Below are 18,415 nucleotides of genomic sequence, written 5' to 3'. Positions count from 1 at the left end.
GCCGTGCACACCGGGCCGCGTCCCGTGACCGCGGTGTGCACCAGCCGGCCGACGTCGGTGACCGCGGCGCCGACGCTGTGGCAGTCGGGCGATCACGGATGTCGCGGTGGCGGTCGTCGGTGGCATCACCCATGGCGCGTGCTTGGACCTCCAGGTCCCTGGCACGCGTCCGGTCGTGCCTGGTCCGGAGCCCGCGAAGCGGTGGGTTAGGGTCCGGTCGTGCCGACTTTCCGCGCCGCCGACGCAGCCGAGCTCCACTACGACGAGTGGGGTGAGGGCAGGACGCTCGTCGTCCTGCCGGGTGGTGCGGGACGGCACCCGGAGTACCTCGGCGACCTGGCGGGGTTGCCCGGTCGGCTCGTGGTGCACCACTTCCGCGGGTCCGGGAAGTCGGCGTCCGCGGCGACGGTGTCGTTCTGGGAGCAGGCCCGCGACCTGGAGGACCTGCGCGCCCACCTCGGGTTGGCACGACTGGATTTGGTGGCGCACTCGGCGGGCACCCGCGTGGCGGTCGCGTACGCCGCCCAGTACCCGGACCGGGTGGCGAGCATGTTGTTGATCACGCCTCCGGTGGCCTATCTGACCGACACGCCGTCGGACGGCGAGGAGCTCGTCGCGCACCGCCTCGGCGACCCGGTGTTCGACGCGGCGGCGCGGGCCACCCGCGAGGGCCCGTGGAGCGAGGAACAGAGCGACTTCGAGCGGTGGCAGGCGCTGACGGCGCCGGCGGGGTACGCGGCGTGGACCGAGCGGGAGCAGGCCCATGCCCGCGTCGGCCACACCGTGCTGGCGACGGTCCGGGCGTTCCTCGCCGTGACCGTGCCCGAGGACCTGCCGCGGCGCCTGTCGGAGGTGGCCGCGCCCGTGCGGGTGATCGCCGGCGCCCAGGACTTCCTGACGGGCCTGGCCCCCGTGGTCGCCGCCGCGAGGTTGTTCCCGAAGGGCGAGGTGGTGGTGATCGACGACTGCGGCCACTACCCGTGGGTGGAGCAGCCGGACGCCTTCCGCGAGGCGGCGGACGCGTTCGTCCTCTGACGCTGCCGGCGGCACGGGTGACGGGTTGGCGGACGAACGCCTGCCGCACTCGCCGTCGGTCGGCGGGCACACCGGTCGTGGCACCGGGGTCCGCCGACGTGGCGGACCCCGGTGATCGGCGCGGTCGCGCGGGTCAGGCCGGCGGGAGGGTGAAGATCAGGCCCTGGCTCTTGGGCGAACGGCTGCCCCGCACATCGGTGGTGGCGACTTTCGCCCGGTGCTGGCGGTCGGGGGTCAGGCCGGTCAGCGTCACCTGCTTCTCCGTGACCATGCCGGTGTGGCCTCCGTCCAGGTACACCTCGTAGCCCAGGGTCGGGTTCCACCAGGGAGAGGCTTCCCAGGCCAGCGTCACGGACGTCGGGGTCGTCGAGACCACCCGCAGCCCGGTCGGGCGCAGCGGCCGGTCGAAGACGGCGAACTGCGACCACACGGTGCCCAGCAGGTCGTTCTGCGCCGGGTCGTGCGAGCAGGACGCGGTGACGGTGCCGAGGGGCGTGCCGTCGGCGCGTTCGGGGCGCAAGGTCAGCGCCAGGTCGTCCACGTGCAGGTCGTAGTAGCCCGCCGTGCTCAGCGACTGCACGGGGAAGGCGCCTCTGGCCCGCAGCGCGGCCGTTCGGACGTCGGTCACCCACGTGGGCGCGAAGGTGACCGGGGCCTGGGTGGTCCGGGTCCCGTCCGGGCCGGTGATCGTCGCGTCGAGCACCGCGGTGCTGTCGCCGTCCACGCGCACCCCGCCGGCCAACGCGATCACCGGGCGCAGCTCACGCAGGTCGAGGTCCACGTCGATGTAGGCGGGTTCGTGGCGGGCGACGCTGTTGGGGCCCGCGCCGTCGTCGGGCAGGCCGCCGACGACCCACACGGTCACCTGGGCGGTCGGGCCGAGGGAGGTCGTGCAGGTGTAGTCCAGTCGCACCGCGGTCGTCTCCGCCGACGCGGGCCCCGCGGCCCCCGTCAGCGCCCCGGCCGCCACCAGGACCGAGATCAGGGATAAGGCGGTGACGCGGGATGGTCTCCAAGTCGTGCGCAAGTTCGGTGTCCTCTCGGTGTTCACTCGCCCGCGGCCAGTGGTCTGCGGGCGACCTGGATGGGTGTCGACCATGCATCGGGTCGACGACGGCGCCCGTCGGTCACGGCCCGGCTGGCGTGCTGTCGGTGACCGCGCCGGTGACCGACGCGGTGGAGGAGAACAACGAGAGGTCCAACAGGATCCGCTCGACCGGCTCGGCCTCCGCGTCGGTCACCGTCGGCACGGTCAGCAGCGCGCTCAGCTCACCGCGCGGGAAAGCGGCGATCGGCTGCACTCGGGTGGTCGACAACGGCCGCGAGGGCAGCGGCTCCTCGAAGGTGACGTTGCGGCGGAACCACAGCTCGTCGACGTCCGTGGTGGACAGCTCGACCCCCTCCGGGGCGGCCGGCCGAGCCGGGACCGTGATGATCCGGTCGACCGGCGCGGACAGCGTCACCCGCCAGGTCAAGGTGCCGCCCTCGGCGACCACGTCGGTGACGGGGGTGGCGGTGAAGGTCGGCGCGGGGTCGTCGTTCGACACCGTCAGCCGGTCCGCGTAACGGCCGACGACCGCGCCCCGCACCGCCTTGACCAGCACCGTGCGCCTCGCGTCCAGGTTCCAGCGGGTGTTGCCGGTGACCTGCACCGGGACCTCGAGCTCGCCCTCGCCCGGCTCGACCGCCACCAACCGCTCGGTGTAGGCGTTGTCGCCCTCGTTCTGGACGAACACCCGCACCACCCCCGCGCCGCTCCCGGTGACGGAGACCGGGAACCGGACGGTCTGCACGCCCGAGTCGCGCTCCACGACGGTCAACGCGCCCACGTCGACGCGCGGCAGCGCGACCGGCCGCGGGTCGGGCAGGCCGGGGGCGTACCCGTGGGCGTCGATGAGCCACGCCTGCCCGGAACCGCCGTGCGGCACGAGCTCCAGCCCGGTGACGCGACGCAGGTCGATCCCCCGCGCCGGCAGCGGCACCCGGAGCTCCTGCGCCCAGCGGGCGGAGATCCGCGCGGTGGCGGGGAGCCCGTCCAGCGTCACCGACCCCAGCACCGCCCGGCGCCCGGCCGCGTCGGTGAGGGCCACGTCGAAGCGGGTGGTCGCGCTGTTCGGCGGCACGGCCACCCTCAGCGCCAGCTGCCGTGACCCCGCCAGGGACACCGGCGCGCCGGGGCGCACGGTCGCGGCCTGCCCGTCGGCGGTCCACCCCAGCGCCACGGCGGACCGCCCCGACTCGGGCACGATGCGGTTGAACCGGGCGAAGTGCGGCGACGGACGGGTCTCGACCGGGTCGACGCACGCCGTGGCCGGGTCCGCCGAGACCTGCGCGCACACCCGGGCCGAGCCGCTCGCCGAGGTCGCCTCGTCGGGCACGACGAACGGGGTGCGGGCGCCGCCGACGGCGTGGGCGAGCACGCGCGCCGGGTCGGCCGAGGGAGCGCGGACGCCCGAACCGTCCAGCAGCGGCAGCACCCGCCGGTCGCCCGTGACGAACAGGCGCGCGGCGGCGGCGATGTAGGTCGCGGCGGCGGTCTGCTGCTGCTCCGGCGTGAGCCGGGTGGGCGTTCCCGGCGAGCACACCGGGTCCTCGGGCGGGGAGCGGAAGTCGTCGTTGGCCGGGGCTTCGGCCTGACCGGGCGTCCACTCGGTGTTGAAGTAGTTGTGGTTGGCGCCGACGAAGTACAGCGCGCTGTGCAGCGCGGCCCCTCTGCTCACCCCGCGGGTGGCGTCCACGAACAGCTGACCCTGGAGGTCGGCGACGTCGCCGTCGCAGCCCGGCAGGATCGTCACCGACGGCACGTCCGGCGCCGGGTTGTGCGCGAAGACCGTCGGACCGATCAGCAGGTTGCCCTTGATCGTCCAGCGCACCGGGCCGTCGTGGCCGCTGCCCGGGGCCGGCGGGGAGAGGCTGTCGACCGCGGCCCGGTTGACGCCCTCACCGCCGCGGGAGTGCCCGACCAGGACGACCTTGTCCAGGTCGGCGACCGGCGCGGCGCGGACCACGTCGGGCGCGGAGGCCCGGCCGGCGCCCGCCCAGTCCGCCCACCGCGCCAGGTGCGCGCGCACCAGCGCGGACCGCGCGCCCGCGCCCTGTTCCAGGTCCAGGTCCTCGTGGGCGTTGACGGAGTTGGCCGACACGGACACCGTCACGTAGCCCTGCGAGGCCAGCAGCCGCTGCGCTTGCAGGTAGCCCCGGTGGCTCGGCACCGGCTTGGCGGGCGCCGGGCAGGGCCACGCCAGCACCATCTCGGTGCCGTTGTAGCAGGTGATGTGCCTGCCGTGCAGGAACAGCGCCAGCGGGCGGCGGCCCGGCGCGTCGACCGGCGCGACGACCACGGCCGCCAGCTCCAGCGGCGCCGCGTAGCCGGGCATGGTGATCGGGTCCAGCTCGTACTCGCCGGTGGAGGTGGCGAACGGGCCGGGCCTGCCGGGATCGGTGTCCCCTGCCGGCAAGGGCGCGGGTGATGCCGGGACCGCCTCGGCCGACGGGGGAGTGGGCTCTTCGACGTCCAGACGGGTGCCCGACAGCCGCACCTGGAGCGCGTCGACGTCCTCGACCTCCGCCGCGTCCAGGGAGTAGGTGCGCAGGTCCGCGGACGGTCGCGGCAGCCCCAGCAGCCGGTCCCCGTCCCAGAACTCGACCGCCGCGCCACCCGGCGGGATCGGGGAGGTCGCCGTCCACGTCAGCCCGGTGCCGGTGATCGCCCACCCCGGCCGCGGCGGCGAGTCCGGCGCTTGTCGGGCCTGGGCCGTCGCCGTGACCGGTGCGGCGAGGGCCGCCGCCACCAGGGCGGGTAACAGCAGTTTCGCCAAGCGCATGTGGCCCCCTCGGATCGACCGGTAGTCGATCAGTCCTAGCAGCGCCCGGCACCGTGCCACAAGCATTGTCGAAACACTTTCGTGCTATTGGTCGCGATTCTTCCCGAAAGTACCTCCGGTGCGCCGTACAGCCCAACGGCCAGTGCCGTTCGGCGGCGCGGGAGCCGGTCTGCCCCCGCCGGACGGCGCACATTCCCGGTCGCGGCCCGGCGGCGTGGAATGGGTAACTGATTCTTCCGTCTTGCTTTCGCGGAATTGTCTATATGAATTGCACTGCGGGGGTGCGCGCCCAGGTCGACGCCATAGTGCTTAGCCTTGTCGGGCGGTCGTCGCGACCGCCTCCCGGAAGTTCGCGACCGGAATCATCCGCTGACCGCGAGCGCTGACATATTCAACCCGATGTGGATTGAGTTCCATATTTCCCGGTGACGTCGCCATAACGGACTCGCCTTCGGATCGGGCTTGCGAAAGCCCCTCGCGGAGTTGCCATTGGCGGCCTATCATCAGGTCTCAGGCGCACTAAGGGGGGAGTGTCATGGACGGTATAGTTCGAATACCTGAATCGCACCGCGATCTGCTGGACGTGCAGACCGCCGCGCTGTCGACCATCGGGAGCGACGGTCGTCCGCAGGTCACCGCGACGTGGTTCATCTACGACGAGGACGAGGGGACGGTGAAGATGTGGCTGCTGGACAAGCGGCAGAAGGTCAAGAACATGCGCGCCAACCCGCGGGTCACGTTGTTCATCCTGGACCCGCGCAACCAGTTCCGGGCCTTGGAGATCCGGGCCGACGCCGAACTGGCGGCCGACCCGGAGATGGTGCTGGAGCGGCAGGTCTCACCGAAGTACTACTACCCCGACTTCCGCCGGTACGAGCCGAACGGCGAGACGCGGTCCGCGGTGACGCTGCACATCGTGAAGGTCAACGCCCTGGACGAGCCGCCGCCGGACTGGGAGGACGTCACCCCGAGGTAACCGGTCGGGCTGTGGGCTGTCGGATCTAGTGCGGGCGGCGCAGCCCGTCCAGGACGAGGGTGATGACACCGTCGGCCTCGGTCCGCCAATCGGGGCGGTCATGGGCCGCGCCGATGCCGTGCAGCGCCATCATGACGGCGCCGGCGCCCACATCCTCGCGGACGGCGCCCTCCCGCACGGCGGCGGCCACCAGGTCGGTGACAGCCTGCTCCAGCGCTCGGCTGCCCTCGGCGAGGGCGCCCGTGCGATCGGCCATGAGCGTGGCCAGCGTCCGGGCCAGGCCCTTGTGGGTATCCAGGTGGTCGACCACGCCGCGGAGGAAGGTCGCCAACGCCTCCGCGGCGGGCAGCGCGGCCCCCAGTTGGCGGGCGCGGTCGCACAGCGCGGCGACTTCCCCGTGGTAGACCGCCTCGGCCAGCGCCTCGCGGGTGGGGAAGTGGCGGTACAGCGTGCCGGTGCCCACCCCGGCCAGGCGTGCGAAGTCGTCGAAGCGCAGGTCGAAGAACTCGCCGGAGTCGAAGACCTCCCGTGCCTTGGCGAGCAGGGCCTCGCGCTTGCGTCGGGCGTCGGCCCGCAGCGGCTTGTCGGCGGTCATGCGCTACCTCGCGTTGACAAATGGAGATGGCCTCCATATTTTGGAAAGCGGAGATGATCTCCAGATCGATCGTACCCCACGAGGTGCACCTTGAAGATCCTGATGTTCGGCCGGGGCGCGATCGCCACCGTCCACGGCTGGGCCCTGCACCAGGCGGGGCACGACGTCGAGTTCTACGTCCGCCCGGGTCGTGCGGCGACGTACGGGGAAGCGGTCGACCTCGAGCTGCACGACACGCGGCGCCGGGTGTGGGGGCCGCGCGTCGTCGAGCGGTGGCCGGTGCGCTACCGCGAGGAACTGGAGCCCGACCACGACTTCGACCTGATCGTGCTGAGCGTGCCGCACTACCGCCTCGCGGAGGCGGCGGCTTTCCTGGTGCCGCGCGTCGGCCGGGCCACCGTCCTGGTCTTCGGCAACGTCTGGGCCGAGCCGTTGGCCGCGATCGGCGCACTCCCGGTGGAGCAGGTCGTGTGGGGCTTCCCCCAAGCCGGTGGCGGCTTCGGCGAGGACGGCGTGCTGCGCGGCACGCTGCTGCCGGCGGTCGTCTTCGGCACCCTCGATCAACCCCCGACCGACCGTGGCCGGGCCGTGCGCCAGGCGTTTCGCGAGGCCGGTTTCCGGCCGCGCGAGCGACCCGACTTCCGCGGCTGGCTGTGGATCCACTTCGTGGCGGACGCCGGCCTGCACGCGCAGGGCCTGCGGCGGGGGTCGTTGGCCGAGCTGGCCGGGGCGGCGGGCGACTTGCGCGAGGCGCTGCTGACCAGCCGCGAACTCCTGCCGCTCCTCGAAGCGCGCGGCCTCGACCTGCGACGTCACCGGCGCGGCGGGCTGCTGTTCCGGGCGCCCGCCTGGCTGACGGCCCGCGTGCTGGCCTGGCTGACCGCGCATGTCCCGCCGGTGCGCACGAGCTTCGAGGTGCACTCCGACCCCGACGCTCGGGAGCCGCGGGAAGTCTGCCGGGACGTGCTGGCGGAAGCACGGCGCTTGGGCCTCGCGGTGCCGCGACTGGAAGCGGCCGAACCGAACTTCGCGCGAACCTGAGCGGCGCGTCGGCGCGGACGCTGCCCTGACCGCGGTGGCCCCGGCCTGGCCCAGCCGCGAATCACGGGCCCGGTCGTCCCGGACCCGTGACTCGCGACCGACCGTCAGAGGAAGTCGCCGCCGCGGGTCACGGCGCCGTAGGCGTCCACGATGCCGTGGCCGTAGAAGCCGTTGAACGCGGTGTCGCCGACGCAGGTCGCGGTGAACTCGGCCGGCCTGCCGACGTTCTCGTAGGACACGGTCCGCGGCTCGGGGCACGCCCGCGGCGTGGCCGTGCCGTACAGCACCGCCTCGACCTGGTCCGGCGACATGGTCAGCGTGCCGGGGTGTGCCCGGTCGCGCTTGCCGAACTGGCTGACCACGAGCGCGGCCACGCCCGCGGCGTGCGGCGCGGCCATCGACGTGCCCTGTGCGTAGCGGTAGAAGCCGCAGGTGGTCGCGTCGCAGTACTTGGCCACCCCGGCTGCCTGGCCCTTGGCGGTGATGGTGCCGTCGGCGTCGATGTCACCCGCCGTCAGCGCCACGTTGCGCGGGTAGGCGGAACGGATCTGGTTCTCGTTCGTCCGGTACCAGTCCGTGCCGAACCCGTCGCGGAAGTAGCCGCCGGGCGCGGACAGGGCGGTCTGCTCGACGCCGTAGTTGGAGTAGTCGGCCTTGGCCGTCGACGGGCCGAGCGCGGAGATCGAGATGACGTGGTCGCCCTCGGTGGGGAGGTTGAGGCACGTGGTGTTGTCGACCGGGCGTGGGTAGGCGGAGCCCGGCGGGTAGTTCGGGCTGGCCACGTCGGTCCGCGGGTTGCCCTGGTCCTCGTGGTTGTTGCCGCCCGCGCCGATCAGCGTCACGCCCTTGCCGTGCGCGTAGTTCAGCGCGCGCTGGATGGCGGCGATCGTGGTCCGCTGGGCGATCTGCGCCTCGGGGCTGTCGGCCGGGTTGGCCGTGCAGTTCATGTACCAGGGGTCGACGAAGAACGACATGTTGATCACGTCGAGGCCGACGTCGGCGCCGTAGGTGAGCGCGTCCACGACGGGCTGGAGGAAGAAGAAGCCGGAGTCCTGGCCGCCTCGGATGTTGACCAGCGACACGTTCGGGGCGACGCCGGACACGCCGAAGCCGTTGGCCGCCGCGCCGATGGTGCCCGCGACGTGGGTGCCGTGGCCGCCGTCGTCGCGGTCGGCGGGGTCGACGCAGCCGCGGAACTCGCACGGCCCGTCCAACACGCCGCCGTTGGAGTCGTTCGGGATGTCGATGGTGAAGTTGCGGGACAGCGCGCGGTTGAAGTTGGGCGCGATGTCGGGGTGGGTGCCGTCCACGCCGGTGTCCAGCACGCCGACGTAGACCCGCTGGTCACCGGCCTGCCGGACGCGGGCGATGTCGGAGCGCACGAGGCGCAGGCCCCACAGGGCGTCGTCGAGCGGGTCCAGGCCGTCCGCGGTCGTCCGGGGCGTGGTCGGGGCCTTGGGGTTGGTCGCGGCGCCGACGTGCTCGTTCTCGACGTCGTGCCACTCACGGGTCCGCTGTCCGCCGATCTTGGGCGCCTGCCCGATCGGTCGCACCGGAGCCGCGCCGAACACCGCGTCGGCGGCGGTGACGCGCTGGACGAACCCGGTGGCCGGCGCCTTCACGGTCAGCGTGCCGACCGCGGTGTTCTCCGCGGTGACCCGTCCGCCGGCGGCGCGGACGGCGGCACGTGCGGCCTGGGTCGACGCGCCGGCCTCCACCAGGACGGTGTAGTCGGTGTCGTGCGGCTGGGCGGTCGCGGGCTGGGTCATGGCCAACGCCATCACCGCCGCCCCGGCCACGGAGAGCGCGCGCCGGGCTAATCGTCTGGGTCTCAAGGGTGTCTCCTCCCACAGGGACAGTTCGAGTCGCGACACCTTGTCACAGCGAACCGCCGGTGGTCAGGAGTCATTCGTCGGAACTCTGGGACGCGGTGGGTGATACCTCGACCCGGTCGACCCGTTGAGCGTCAGGACAGGAACAGCGCGGACAGCCGGGGCAGGTGCGCGCGGAACGCGTCGTCGTCGGACCAGTGCCAGCTCGGTCCCGCCGGTTCGTCCGGCCGCGTCAACGTGGCGAGCGCCTGGTCGACGGCCTCGTGGAACGACTCCGTTTCGCCGCGCACGCGTCGGTACGCCTCTTCGACGCACGTGCTGATCGCCTGGAAGCCGAGCCAGCCGTCGCCGTCCTCACCGGCCATCGCGCGGACCACGGGCAGGTCGGCGAGCGCGTCGGGGTCGTCGACCGCGCGGGTGAACACGTCCCGGCCTTGGAGGATGAGCCCGTCGCGGAAGTCCATGAACCCGTCGTCACCGCAGCCGCCCTCGATCAGGTACGCCGCGTGCCACAACGGGTGGCGGTACGCCGAGTCTGTGACCTGGATGAAGGTGATCTCCCAGTCGACGACGTCGTCAGGGCTGAGCTTCGAGAGCTCGTCGGTCAGCGCGTCGGGCAGCGGATCGTCCGCGTGGTTGCGGTCTCCCGCGCGCTCACCGACCGCGATGCGGGCTCGTTCGACCACGGCCCACCAGTCGTCGATCTTCACCCGCGCATCGTATAGGCGAACGACGTTCGGGTTGAGCGGTCGTGTCCTGGTGCCCAACGGCGCGCACGACGTCGCCGGCGCCCGTCCCCGCGTGGCACGGGCACCGGCTACGTGCCGGCGACTAGGGTTCCCCGGAATCGGCACAAGGCGTGCGGTGAAAGGGGATTCCGTGGAGCCCAACGGGGACGACTTAGACTTGGACGACATGCTCGCCGACATGGCGGCGCCGTCGACGCCCGCCGAACGGGCGGCGGTCCGCCGACAGGCGCAGGCGCTGCTCGACGCCGTCCAGCACGGGGCGACGGTGGACCGGGGGTCCGCGCCGCAGGGCGCGAGCCCGGCGGCGGTGGTCGGGCACGACACGTTCGACGGCACCCTGTTCCCGGCGTTCGACCCCCTGAAGCTCCAGACCCGGGTCGCGGACACCACCGACGGCGGCATCACCCAGCTCGTCATCGCGAGCGGTGGGGCGGGGATGACCGCGGTGACGCTGGGCGCGGGCGTCGCGAAGATCAAAGAGCGTTACCTGGCGATCTCCGACGGGGCCGCGGTCCTCGACCCGGGCGAACCGCACGCCGCGATCATCTCGGCGCTGCTCGCCGCCAAGCCGAAGTCGACGGCCCTGTGCGACCTCGTCGGTGAGCCGGACCTCGACCTCCCGTTGCCCCACGCGGCGGCCGTCATGGCCTTCCTCGAGGCGCACCCGCGGTTCTGGGGCGTCCTGACCGGCAAGTGCCGCGTCGCGTTCAGGTCGTCCCGCGCGGACGGCAGGGGTGGCGGGCTGTACGAGGCCGACACGATCCACCTGTCCGGCATGATCGCCACGCCGCCCGGCGTGTTCATCCGCCTGCTTGTGCACGAGACGGGTCACGCCACGTTCGAGCCGACCCTCCTGGCCGACCGGCCGATGCCGCCCGAGCTGACCCGGGGCGAGGTGGCCGGTCTCCCGGCGAAGTACGACCCCCTGCCACCCGGTCGGGCCGAGCACCTGGTCCTGGCGCAGCACGGCCGGGACCTCCGACGCGTCCACGACTACTGGAACCTGATGTCGCTCGACGCCAAGGCGTTCTACCACGCCTGGCTGACGCTGCGCGGGCACCGGGACCGCCTGCTCGGCCTGGAGCTGTGGCGTGACCCCAAGGGCAACCGGCTGGACGGCGACCAGCGGCAGAAGTACCAGGCGGGGAGCTTCAGCGAGTTCTGCGCCGAGGTGTTCATGCAGTACGCGATCGGCGACCTGCACCCGTACCTCGTGGCGCTCCTGCGCGACGCGACCGTCGAGCCCGAGGTGAAGGTGGCTTGGCGCAACGCCTGGCACGTCCTGGACCAGGTCGCCGCGCCGATCCTCGGTCCCCGCGCCGGCTGACCCGTGCCCACGAGCGACGACGGCGGCCGATTGTCGTTGTCGGTGTGGGCCGGTTGGGTCATGATCGTGCGGTGGCACTCGACTGGGGGTACTTCCGCTGGCTGTACGAGGCTCTGCACGACGAGGACGACGTCGACGCGCGGCGGCGGTTCCTGAGCGGTGAGCGGCGGGCGGTGGCCGACCACTTGGCGGGGTTGGCGCCGCTGCGCACGCGGGAGCGGATACCGGCCGGCGGGTACACCGTGGACGACGAGCAGCTGTGGCTGATGCTGGAGCTGTACGCGTTGAGCCGGGTCAGCGACCACCTGATCGCCCTGCACGGCGAGGTCGGCGTCACCGGTGGACGTGCCGTCGTCGAGGGTGGCGTCGGTCGGATCCGCACGTGCCCGCCGGCACACGCGGTGCACACGGAGTTCTTCACCGCCGTCGGGCTTACCCCGTTCGGGCACGTCGAGGCGTTCTCCCCGTTCCACCACGAGATCGTCGCCGTGGTGCAGGACCCGTCCGCGACGAGCGTGACCGTGGAGGAGGTGCTGTGGCCCGGCTTCTGGTTCGGTGACCTGCTGTTCAGCCGAGCCGGCGTGCGGGTGCGGGCGCCGCGGCACCTGATCGACGCCACCGTGGCCACGACCTCCGTGCTGTACTTCACCTTCCGCCGGGGTCAGCGGCCGACCAACGACCTGTCCCACGGGTGGGGTTCCCAGTCGCAGTGGCGGACGAGCTTCCCCCGGTTCTACTCCGACGAGGAAGGTCTGCACCTCAACTGGGACGGCGAGGTGGACATCGGCGCCGACCCTCCCGTCCCCGCGGGCGACGGTCCCGACGACGACGTCCCGCTGGACCAACGCCGGGAACTGTTGCTGCACCGCTGTTTCGTCCGCGGCGACCCGCCCCGCGACGCGGACGACCGGTTCCCCTACGTCGATCGGCTCAGCCTCACCACGGCCCAGTGGCCCCTGCGCCCGGAAGCGGTCGCGCACGTGCCGTGGAGCCGATGACGCAACGGCAGGTCGGCCGAGGAGACTGCCTGTGCGCGTGTCGCCGGTGACCCGGATCCAGCGGCGCGGACACCAGAGCAAGGACGGCTGACGGGCGCGCGGCCCGTGCCCGAGGACAGGCAGGAGGCACACCCCGGTATGCCGGACATCGACGTGCGGGTCCACGAGGTCATCGGGCTGGTGCGGCAGGAGCGCGGCCTGGCGCTGACGCTGGTCGGCAGGTTCGCCAAGGGCGATGAGGGCGCCTACGAGGTGACCGGGCCGGACGGCGCCCGGTTGGTGCTCAAGTGGTTGCCCTGGGGACGGGAGGGCCGGCACGCCGAGACGCACGTGGAGCCCGCGCTGGCGAGGCTGCGGGCGGCGGGCTGCCCCATTCCGCGCCAGGTCGCCGCCGGGCGGGTGGGCGAGTTGTGGTTCGAGCTGCAAGAGTTCGTGGCGGGCAACCCGGTCGAGCACGTCGACGACGTCACGCTGGAGCAGTTGATCGCGGTGGTCGGCCACGAGCGGGGAGCCGGTTCGGGGGCGGGCGGGGAGTGGTGGGACCTCGTCCTGGGCGGGTTGTTCGAGGATCGGTCGCCGCTGTGCCGGCCTTCGGCGTTGGTGGGAGGCGAGCAGCCGGTTTCGGAGTTGCTGTCCCGCCTGCGCGCGTCGGCCGCCGCGGCGCCGCTGCCCGAGCGGGTCCCGGACGACCTGGTCCACTTCGACTTCGGGCCTGCCAACGTGCTCGTCGACGGCGGTCGGGTGACGGCGGTGCTGGACTGGCGGTCGTGCCGCACCGGTGACGCCTCCTACGACCTGGTGACCGTCGACTGGGACCTGGCGGCCTGGCCGAAGGCCGAGCCGGGGGTCCGCGAGCGGCTGGGGGAGGAGATCCTGCGCACCACCGACCGCGGCGCGCTGGCGGTCTACGCGGCGCACTGCGTGTTGCGAAACCTCACGTGGGCGAGCGGCACCGAGTGGTCCGAGCACGTCGTGCGCACGGGCCACGAGTTCCTCGACCGCTGGGCCGGTGCCTGAGTTCATGCGAACGGGGTCGCCGGTCGGCCGGACGCGCGTGCCGACAGTCCGGCGACGCCTCCGCACCGACACCCGGTCGCGAGCGGTCTCAGCCGCCGGCGGCAGGCCCGGTCAGGGCGGCTTTGAGCGCGTCCAGCGCGTGCCGCAGTTCCAGCAGTGCCTCGAAGGTGGCCCTGCCCTGCTCGAACAGCCGGGCCACGGACCGGCGCGGAGTCCTGCGCCCGGAGGCGTCCACCAGCGCCGAGGCCTGCTCGTACCAGCTGTGGTCGGGGTTGCGGGCGGCTGCGATCGCGGCGGAGAAGCGGGCGATCTCGGCCTTGGCACGGGCGGCGTCCCCGGCTGGGATCTTCCCGCGCAGCTCCAGCCAGTCCGCTCGCATCATCGTCACCGACACCGGCCGCACCACGTCCCGCCACAGCGACAGCGCGGTACGCATCGCTGCCGCGGCGTCGGTCGAGATGGATCCACGCGGCGGGACGGTCGCCGACGCGGCGCGCAACGCGGTCTGCAGACTCCGCACGTCCGGATCCGTGGCAGCGGGCATGCGACTGTCCAGGAACCGCAGGTAGATCTCGAAGTCGCGGGGGATCGGCTCGCGGGGGACGGGCTCGGCTCCGGCCCGTTCGTCGCGGGTCCGCTCAGCCACCGTGGATTGTCGCAGGCTTGTCATCGCTCGCCTGCGCAGCGCGAGGAGCTGTTCTTGGCGCTCCGCCAACTGTCGCAGCTCCTCGGCCACGTGGGTCTCGAACTCGTCTTTCGACAGGCGCTGGATCAGCAGCACCACGATCGGCACGCCGAAGAGCCCGCCGGTCACGGTGGTCAGCAGGTTCGTCAGGAACGGCAGGGAGCTCCACCACCCGAGAACGTCCAGGAACACGCCCGTGACGGCGAGGACGCCGCCCGCTGTCCACAGGACCCACGCACCTGTCCGCAGCGAGGAGTTGGTCTCCCGCCACGTCTTGACGACGAAGCGCCCTAACAGCCGCAGCCGTACGCCCCGGGAAGAATCGAACCCCGCCATCGGCACCCCTCCGTTGCCCCACCACCTGAGCGAAAGATCTACCGCACGCAACGCCGGAATGCACCCGATCCGCGCACATCACAGCCCACCTGCGCGGTCGACGAGTCCGCGGCAGGGCACCGCGGTGACCGCGTGGGGGCTGCCGTAGGCGTTTTGGCTCTGGTGCAGGCACGAGATGTGGGCGGAGAGGTTGCTGTCGAGCGCCGCGCCGTTGTTCCACTGGTTGCTCGTCTGGCCGCGGCAGCGGTCGCACTTGTTGCGCGGCATGTACCAGCTCTGCTTGAAGATGCCGAAGTTGGCGGCGTCGTAGGTCTTGTTGTCGCCGTAGGGGTACCCCAGCCGTCCCCTCGACACGCTCGGGCCGGAGGGTTAGCGGGCCGTCGCCGCGGGCCAGTGCCACCGCACCGTCCACATCCGGTTCAGCGTGTGATCACGAGGATGTAGCGAAAGATGAGCAAGACCGGTTGCTCGTGGCTGCGGACCCGGACGTGGTCGCCGTGCAGGTTCCGTCGTGCGGGCGGGTCGGGTCAGGGGATGGTGCGGAGGCGGAGGAGTTCGGCTCGGGCGCGGGCGACGTGGGGCGTTTCCTCACCGCGTGCGCGGGCGATCTCGTGGGCCAGGTCCTGCGCCCCCTCGATCAGGTGTCGTGCCCGGCGGCGGCTGTGCAGGTGTTTGCGGTAGGCCTTGCGTTGCTTGCGCAGGCCGCTGACGGCGTCGAGCAGAGGCGGGTCGACGGCTCCGGTCGCGAGCTCGGGTTCGAGCAGGTCCCGGATCCAGGCGCGTTCCCGCCGTGCGGCGTGCCGCAGGACGGAGAACAGGGTGGCCAGTTCGACGACCACGACGAGCGGGAGCAGGACGACGAACAGGGCGCCGGCGCCACTGAGGCCCGCCAGGTCGTCCCACGCGAAGTGGAACACCATCGCGGTGAGCATGGCCAGGATGCCGCGCGGCACGTTGCGCTCGCCGGGCGTACGGCCCAGCACCCACATCAGGCCGGTGCAGAAGATCGCGCTGAACAACGCGTGCGACACGATCCCGGATGCGCCCCGGAGGAGGAACACCTGCAGCGACGAGCTGAACTGGTCGACGCCGAAGCTCTGCGTCGCGCCGTTGAACACGTACAGCACGTCCTCGAAGACCTCGAACCCCAGGCCGATGAACGCGCCGATGATGAACCCGTCGTAGGCGTTGCGGACCAAACGCGGGGCCAGACCGATGAGCAGCACCAGCCCGAGCGCCTTGCCGAGCTCCTCGCTGATCGGCGCGCTCAGCCCGGCCGCCCAGTCGGCGGCGAACCCGGTGCCGCCGACCTTCGCCCAGATGTCGAGCAACGCGGTGTTGGCCGGGAGGGCGATCCAGAACGTCGCGGCCACCCCGCCCCAGGCGAACCCGGTCGCCAACAGGCCCGCGGGCTGGCGGGTGTAGCGGTTGTGGTGGCGCAGGAGCAGCAGCCAAGGCACCAGGTAGAGCCCGAACAGCAGCACGCCCCCGGTCAGCGCCGGCGCGTAGAACCCGCCGCCCTGGCCGAAGTAGCGCAGCATCGTCAGCGCACCGCCGCCGACACCGAGCACGTACACCCAGAACGCCGCGTTGTGCGGCTGGAGGAACCGGAACGGCAGGCCCCACCCGGACTGCTCGATCGCGGCCAGCTGTGCCGCCTTGCCCGCGGCGACGTCGCTCATCGTCGGTCTCCGGGCGTGATGCTGCGCAGCAACGCCGCCACCGCGCCCCGGTAGCGCTCGAACTGGCCCGGCGAGGTGCGGACCCGGACCAGCAGCGCGGGTGCCACCTCGGCCGACCCGTCCGCGCCGACGGCCACCTTGAACGCCACGTCGAGCCCGTCGCCGCTCGGGCCGGTGGAGCTCTGCGCGACGCCCACCACACCCGCGTCGGTGGTCAGCGTGGCGCGGGACCCGCCCACGCCGGGCACGTCGTCGCCCTGCGAGCGCTGGACCTGGTCGAGGAACTGCTCCGCGGCGCCCTTGAAGGCGGCGCCCCGCAGCTCCACCGTCGCCCCGCCCGAGGCCAGCAGCGCCTGGAGCCCGACCGGGTTCTCCTGCCCCTCGCCGACCAGGGTGCCGCTCTCCAGGTGCCAGCCGACCGGCGGCACCGCCGTCGCGCCTTCACCCAGGTCCAGCACGTCACCGGCCCGGATCTCGTTGTGCCAGGGGATCGCCGCGTTGAGCGCCGGCAGCCCGTAGATCAGCCCCAACGAGATCACCAGGACGACGAAGGCGGGCGTGAACGTCCGCCGGTCGAGCCCGAGGACGCGGTGCTCGACCGGCACCCACCCGGCCTCGGGCTCCTGCGCACCAGTGGCCACCGGCGACTCCTCTCGGCCCGACGCGGCCCCCTTGGGACGCGGCGGCCCCCTGGGAAGCACTCGCCGTACTGTAGGCACGCCGCACACCCGCCGCATGGCGGAGTGCCCGCAGGCCAAGGGGCCGAAGGCCGGCGGCAGACCACCGTCCTTCGACCCCGACCTCGCCCCTCTCCGCGACGTCGTCGAGCGCGGGCGCTAGCCCGGGAACATCGTCAGTTCCGGGTCGACGCCGATCGCGACCAGCTGGTCGAGGGTCAGCGGCGGCTTCGACGCGGTCGGCGCGTTACCGGACTTGCCGGAGGTGCCGACGTTCTCGGCCTGGACGAGGACCCGCGTGCCGTCCTCCCGGTGGACCAGCACCTGGTGCATGGTGATGCCGCCCCCCATGTCCGCCGTCTGCTTGATGATCTCCTCCCCACGGGGGCCGGTCTCCGTCACGCAGAAGATCCGGATCCCGAGGCCGGGGTAGTCGCACAGGGGGCCCAGGCCGTCGTGCCAGGTCGGTTCCATGAGGACGAAGATGTTCCCGCTCCCGTCGGCCGTCGTCGTGGTCGCCCACGCCTCGAAGGTGGCGTTGGTGTCGCAGATGGACACCTCGACACCCGGGTCGGTCGGGTTCAGCTGGTGGTAGTCGAGCGGCCCGTGTGGCGTGCCCGCCGGGTAGTCGCCCGCCGGGTTGGCCGACAGCTCCAGGTCCGGCCGCTGTGCCTTGACCGCGTCCGTCGTCGCCTGGGTCAGCCGCGCGGCTGCTTCGGCCGCGGGCTCCAGCCTGCCCCCGCACTGGGGCGGTGGCACCTTGACGTCCACCGTGTCCACCGACGGCGTGCCGACCTTCGAGCCGGCCGGCTGGTGCTGCGTGGTCGAGGACGGCGACGCCGTGGTCGTGGTGCCCGGCGGCCCACCGACCGGCGTGCCCCCACCGTCACCGCTGGTCAGCGTGTACGCGACGGCGCCGGTCAGCACCACGACGGCCACCCCGGCCGCGACCGCCGGGTTCGCCACCCGGCGAAGCCGGGCCGCGCGGCGGCCGCGGGCGATGACCGCGTCCACGTCGACCGTGGACGGCGGCACCTCCCCGATCGCGTCGTCGAACAGCTGCTTGTCCATCAGTACCCCTCCCTGGTCGCCTGCGCCGCGCCCGTACGCAACGTGTCGAGCCCCCGCGCGGTCTGGCTCTTCACGGTGCCCACCGAGCAGCCGAGGATCTCGGCGGTCTCCTCCACCGAGAGGTCGAGGTAGAGGCGCAGCACGACGGCGGCCCGCCGCCGCGGCGGGAGCCCGTCGAGCAGGTCGAGCAGCTGGGCCCGGTCGACCACGGCGAACTCGGCCGCCGTCGGCAGCTCGGGCGGCTCCTCCACGGACTGCTCCCGACGCCACGGCCTCCGCTTCTCGTCCAACCAGGTGCGCAGCAGCGCCTTGCGGACGTACGCGTCGATGCCGGCCGTCCGGCCGACCCTCGGCCAGTGCCGGTACAGCTTGCTGATGGTGATCGACACGAGGTCGTCCGCCGTGTGCCAGTCCCGGCACAGGAGGTACGCGGCGCGCCGCATGGACTCCATCCGAGCCGTCACGTACTCGCGGTACGCGTTCTCCTCGGACCGTTTCACTCGGTGACCTCCTGTGTCGTGCCTCTACACAACCAGGAACGCACCCCGTGTGCCCCGAGGTTGCCCGACG

General features: G+C 72.6%; 17 protein-coding genes. 6 read left to right on the top strand and 11 right to left on the bottom strand.

The annotated features are described in order from the left end of the window. Positions 1-219 precede the first annotated feature (219 nt). Entirely contained in the window at positions 220-1,035 is an 816-nt protein-coding gene (locus ACZ7GX_RS18240; RefSeq protein ID WP_498778085.1) for an alpha/beta fold hydrolase, read from the top strand. A 133-nt stretch (positions 1,036-1,168) separates the two neighbouring features. Here the strand turns inward: ACZ7GX_RS18240 and ACZ7GX_RS18235 are convergent, their stop codons facing one another. Further along, on the bottom strand, positions 1,169-2,062 hold the full coding sequence (locus ACZ7GX_RS18235) for a DUF6801 domain-containing protein (protein ID WP_498778083.1): 894 nt from the start codon (positions 2,060-2,062) through the stop codon (positions 1,169-1,171). 100 nt (positions 2,063-2,162) lie between these two features. Then, positions 2,163-4,859, bottom strand: coding sequence for a hypothetical protein (locus ACZ7GX_RS18230; RefSeq protein ID WP_498778081.1), 2,697 nt, complete (start codon positions 4,857-4,859; stop codon positions 2,163-2,165). 535 nt (positions 4,860-5,394) lie between these two features. Between ACZ7GX_RS18230 and ACZ7GX_RS18225 the strand changes: the two genes are divergently transcribed. After that, positions 5,395-5,835, top strand: coding sequence for a TIGR03618 family F420-dependent PPOX class oxidoreductase (locus ACZ7GX_RS18225; protein ID WP_498778079.1), 441 nt, complete (start codon positions 5,395-5,397; stop codon positions 5,833-5,835). A 25-nt stretch (positions 5,836-5,860) separates the two neighbouring features. On the opposite strand, the gene ACZ7GX_RS18220 is transcribed toward ACZ7GX_RS18225, so the two are convergent. Then, a complete protein-coding gene (locus ACZ7GX_RS18220) occupies positions 5,861-6,430 on the bottom strand; it encodes a TetR/AcrR family transcriptional regulator (protein ID WP_498778077.1) in 570 nt (189 codons plus the stop codon). Positions 6,431-6,520: 90 nt separating this feature from the next. On the opposite strand from ACZ7GX_RS18220, the gene ACZ7GX_RS18215 reads away from it, so the two are divergent. Continuing rightward, a complete protein-coding gene (locus tag ACZ7GX_RS18215) occupies positions 6,521-7,471 on the top strand; it encodes a ketopantoate reductase family protein (RefSeq protein WP_498778075.1) in 951 nt (316 codons plus the stop codon). Positions 7,472-7,575: 104 nt separating this feature from the next. Here the strand turns inward: ACZ7GX_RS18215 and ACZ7GX_RS18210 are convergent, their stop codons facing one another. Continuing rightward, entirely contained in the window at positions 7,576-9,252 is a 1,677-nt protein-coding gene (locus tag ACZ7GX_RS18210) for a S8 family serine peptidase (RefSeq protein ID WP_498778201.1), read from the bottom strand. Positions 9,253-9,437: 185 nt separating this feature from the next. Next, complete coding sequence (locus tag ACZ7GX_RS18205; protein WP_498778073.1) at positions 9,438-10,013, bottom strand: DUF4240 domain-containing protein; 576 nt, start codon at positions 10,011-10,013, stop codon at positions 9,438-9,440. A 205-nt stretch (positions 10,014-10,218) separates the two neighbouring features. On the opposite strand from ACZ7GX_RS18205, the gene ACZ7GX_RS18200 reads away from it, so the two are divergent. The 3 genes from ACZ7GX_RS18200 (at position 10,219) to ACZ7GX_RS18190 (ending at position 13,394) form a co-directional block, all read left to right on the top strand. Further along, the gene (locus tag ACZ7GX_RS18200) at positions 10,219-11,379 is read left to right on the top strand and encodes a hypothetical protein (RefSeq protein ID WP_498778071.1); all 1,161 of its coding nucleotides are present in this window, start codon (positions 10,219-10,221) and stop codon (positions 11,377-11,379) included. A 71-nt stretch (positions 11,380-11,450) separates the two neighbouring features. Further along, entirely contained in the window at positions 11,451-12,377 is a 927-nt protein-coding gene (locus ACZ7GX_RS18195) for a hypothetical protein (protein WP_498778069.1), read from the top strand. Positions 12,378-12,515: 138 nt separating this feature from the next. Beyond that, entirely contained in the window at positions 12,516-13,394 is an 879-nt protein-coding gene (locus ACZ7GX_RS18190) for a phosphotransferase (RefSeq protein WP_498778067.1), read from the top strand. 88 nt (positions 13,395-13,482) lie between these two features. Here the strand turns inward: ACZ7GX_RS18190 and ACZ7GX_RS18185 are convergent, their stop codons facing one another. The 6 genes from ACZ7GX_RS18185 to ACZ7GX_RS18160 all read right to left on the bottom strand — a co-directional run bounded on the left by ACZ7GX_RS18185 (position 13,483) and on the right by ACZ7GX_RS18160 (position 18,345). Next, a complete protein-coding gene (locus ACZ7GX_RS18185) occupies positions 13,483-14,415 on the bottom strand; it encodes a hypothetical protein (protein WP_498778065.1) in 933 nt (310 codons plus the stop codon). Between the two features lie 78 nt (positions 14,416-14,493). After that, positions 14,494-14,769, bottom strand: coding sequence for a lysozyme family protein (locus tag ACZ7GX_RS18180; protein WP_498778063.1), 276 nt, complete (start codon positions 14,767-14,769; stop codon positions 14,494-14,496). 173 nt (positions 14,770-14,942) lie between these two features. Continuing rightward, a complete protein-coding gene (locus tag ACZ7GX_RS18175) occupies positions 14,943-16,097 on the bottom strand; it encodes a PrsW family intramembrane metalloprotease (RefSeq protein WP_498778061.1) in 1,155 nt (384 codons plus the stop codon). Next, complete coding sequence (locus tag ACZ7GX_RS18170) at positions 16,094-16,738, bottom strand: hypothetical protein (protein WP_498778059.1); 645 nt, start codon at positions 16,736-16,738, stop codon at positions 16,094-16,096. Before ACZ7GX_RS18170 ends, ACZ7GX_RS18175 begins: the two co-directional genes overlap by 4 nt. A 195-nt stretch (positions 16,739-16,933) precedes the next feature. Further along, positions 16,934-17,845: a hypothetical protein gene (locus ACZ7GX_RS18165; RefSeq protein WP_498778057.1), complete on the bottom strand. Its 912-nt coding sequence runs from the start codon at positions 17,843-17,845 to the stop codon at positions 16,934-16,936. Further along, complete coding sequence (locus ACZ7GX_RS18160) at positions 17,845-18,345, bottom strand: SigE family RNA polymerase sigma factor (RefSeq protein ID WP_498778055.1); 501 nt, start codon at positions 18,343-18,345, stop codon at positions 17,845-17,847. Before ACZ7GX_RS18160 ends, ACZ7GX_RS18165 begins: the two co-directional genes overlap by 1 nt. Between the last annotated feature and the right edge of the window lie 70 nt (positions 18,346-18,415).

Source organism: Actinosynnema sp. NPDC037264, assembly GCF_055603705.1.
Note: the sequence above shows the minus strand (reverse complement) of the source record. Positions and strands in the feature narration are given on the sequence as shown.

Coding starts and splice junctions, on each gene's coding strand:
- ACZ7GX_RS18225 (WP_498778079.1), top strand. CDS start 5,395: ATGGACGGTATAGTTCGAATACCTGAATCGCACCGCGATCTGCTGGAC.
- ACZ7GX_RS18230 (WP_498778081.1), bottom strand. CDS start 4,859: ATGCGCTTGGCGAAACTGCTGTTACCCGCCCTGGTGGCGGCGGCCCTC.
- ACZ7GX_RS18220 (WP_498778077.1), bottom strand. CDS start 6,430: ATGACCGCCGACAAGCCGCTGCGGGCCGACGCCCGACGCAAGCGCGAG.
- ACZ7GX_RS18175 (WP_498778061.1), bottom strand. CDS start 16,097: ATGAGCGACGTCGCCGCGGGCAAGGCGGCACAGCTGGCCGCGATCGAG.
- ACZ7GX_RS18190 (WP_498778067.1), top strand. CDS start 12,516: ATGCCGGACATCGACGTGCGGGTCCACGAGGTCATCGGGCTGGTGCGG.
- ACZ7GX_RS18165 (WP_498778057.1), bottom strand. CDS start 17,845: ATGGACAAGCAGCTGTTCGACGACGCGATCGGGGAGGTGCCGCCGTCC.
- ACZ7GX_RS18200 (WP_498778071.1), top strand. CDS start 10,219: ATGCTCGCCGACATGGCGGCGCCGTCGACGCCCGCCGAACGGGCGGCG.
- ACZ7GX_RS18185 (WP_498778065.1), bottom strand. CDS start 14,415: ATGGCGGGGTTCGATTCTTCCCGGGGCGTACGGCTGCGGCTGTTAGGG.
- ACZ7GX_RS18210 (WP_498778201.1), bottom strand. CDS start 9,252: ATGGCGTTGGCCATGACCCAGCCCGCGACCGCCCAGCCGCACGACACC.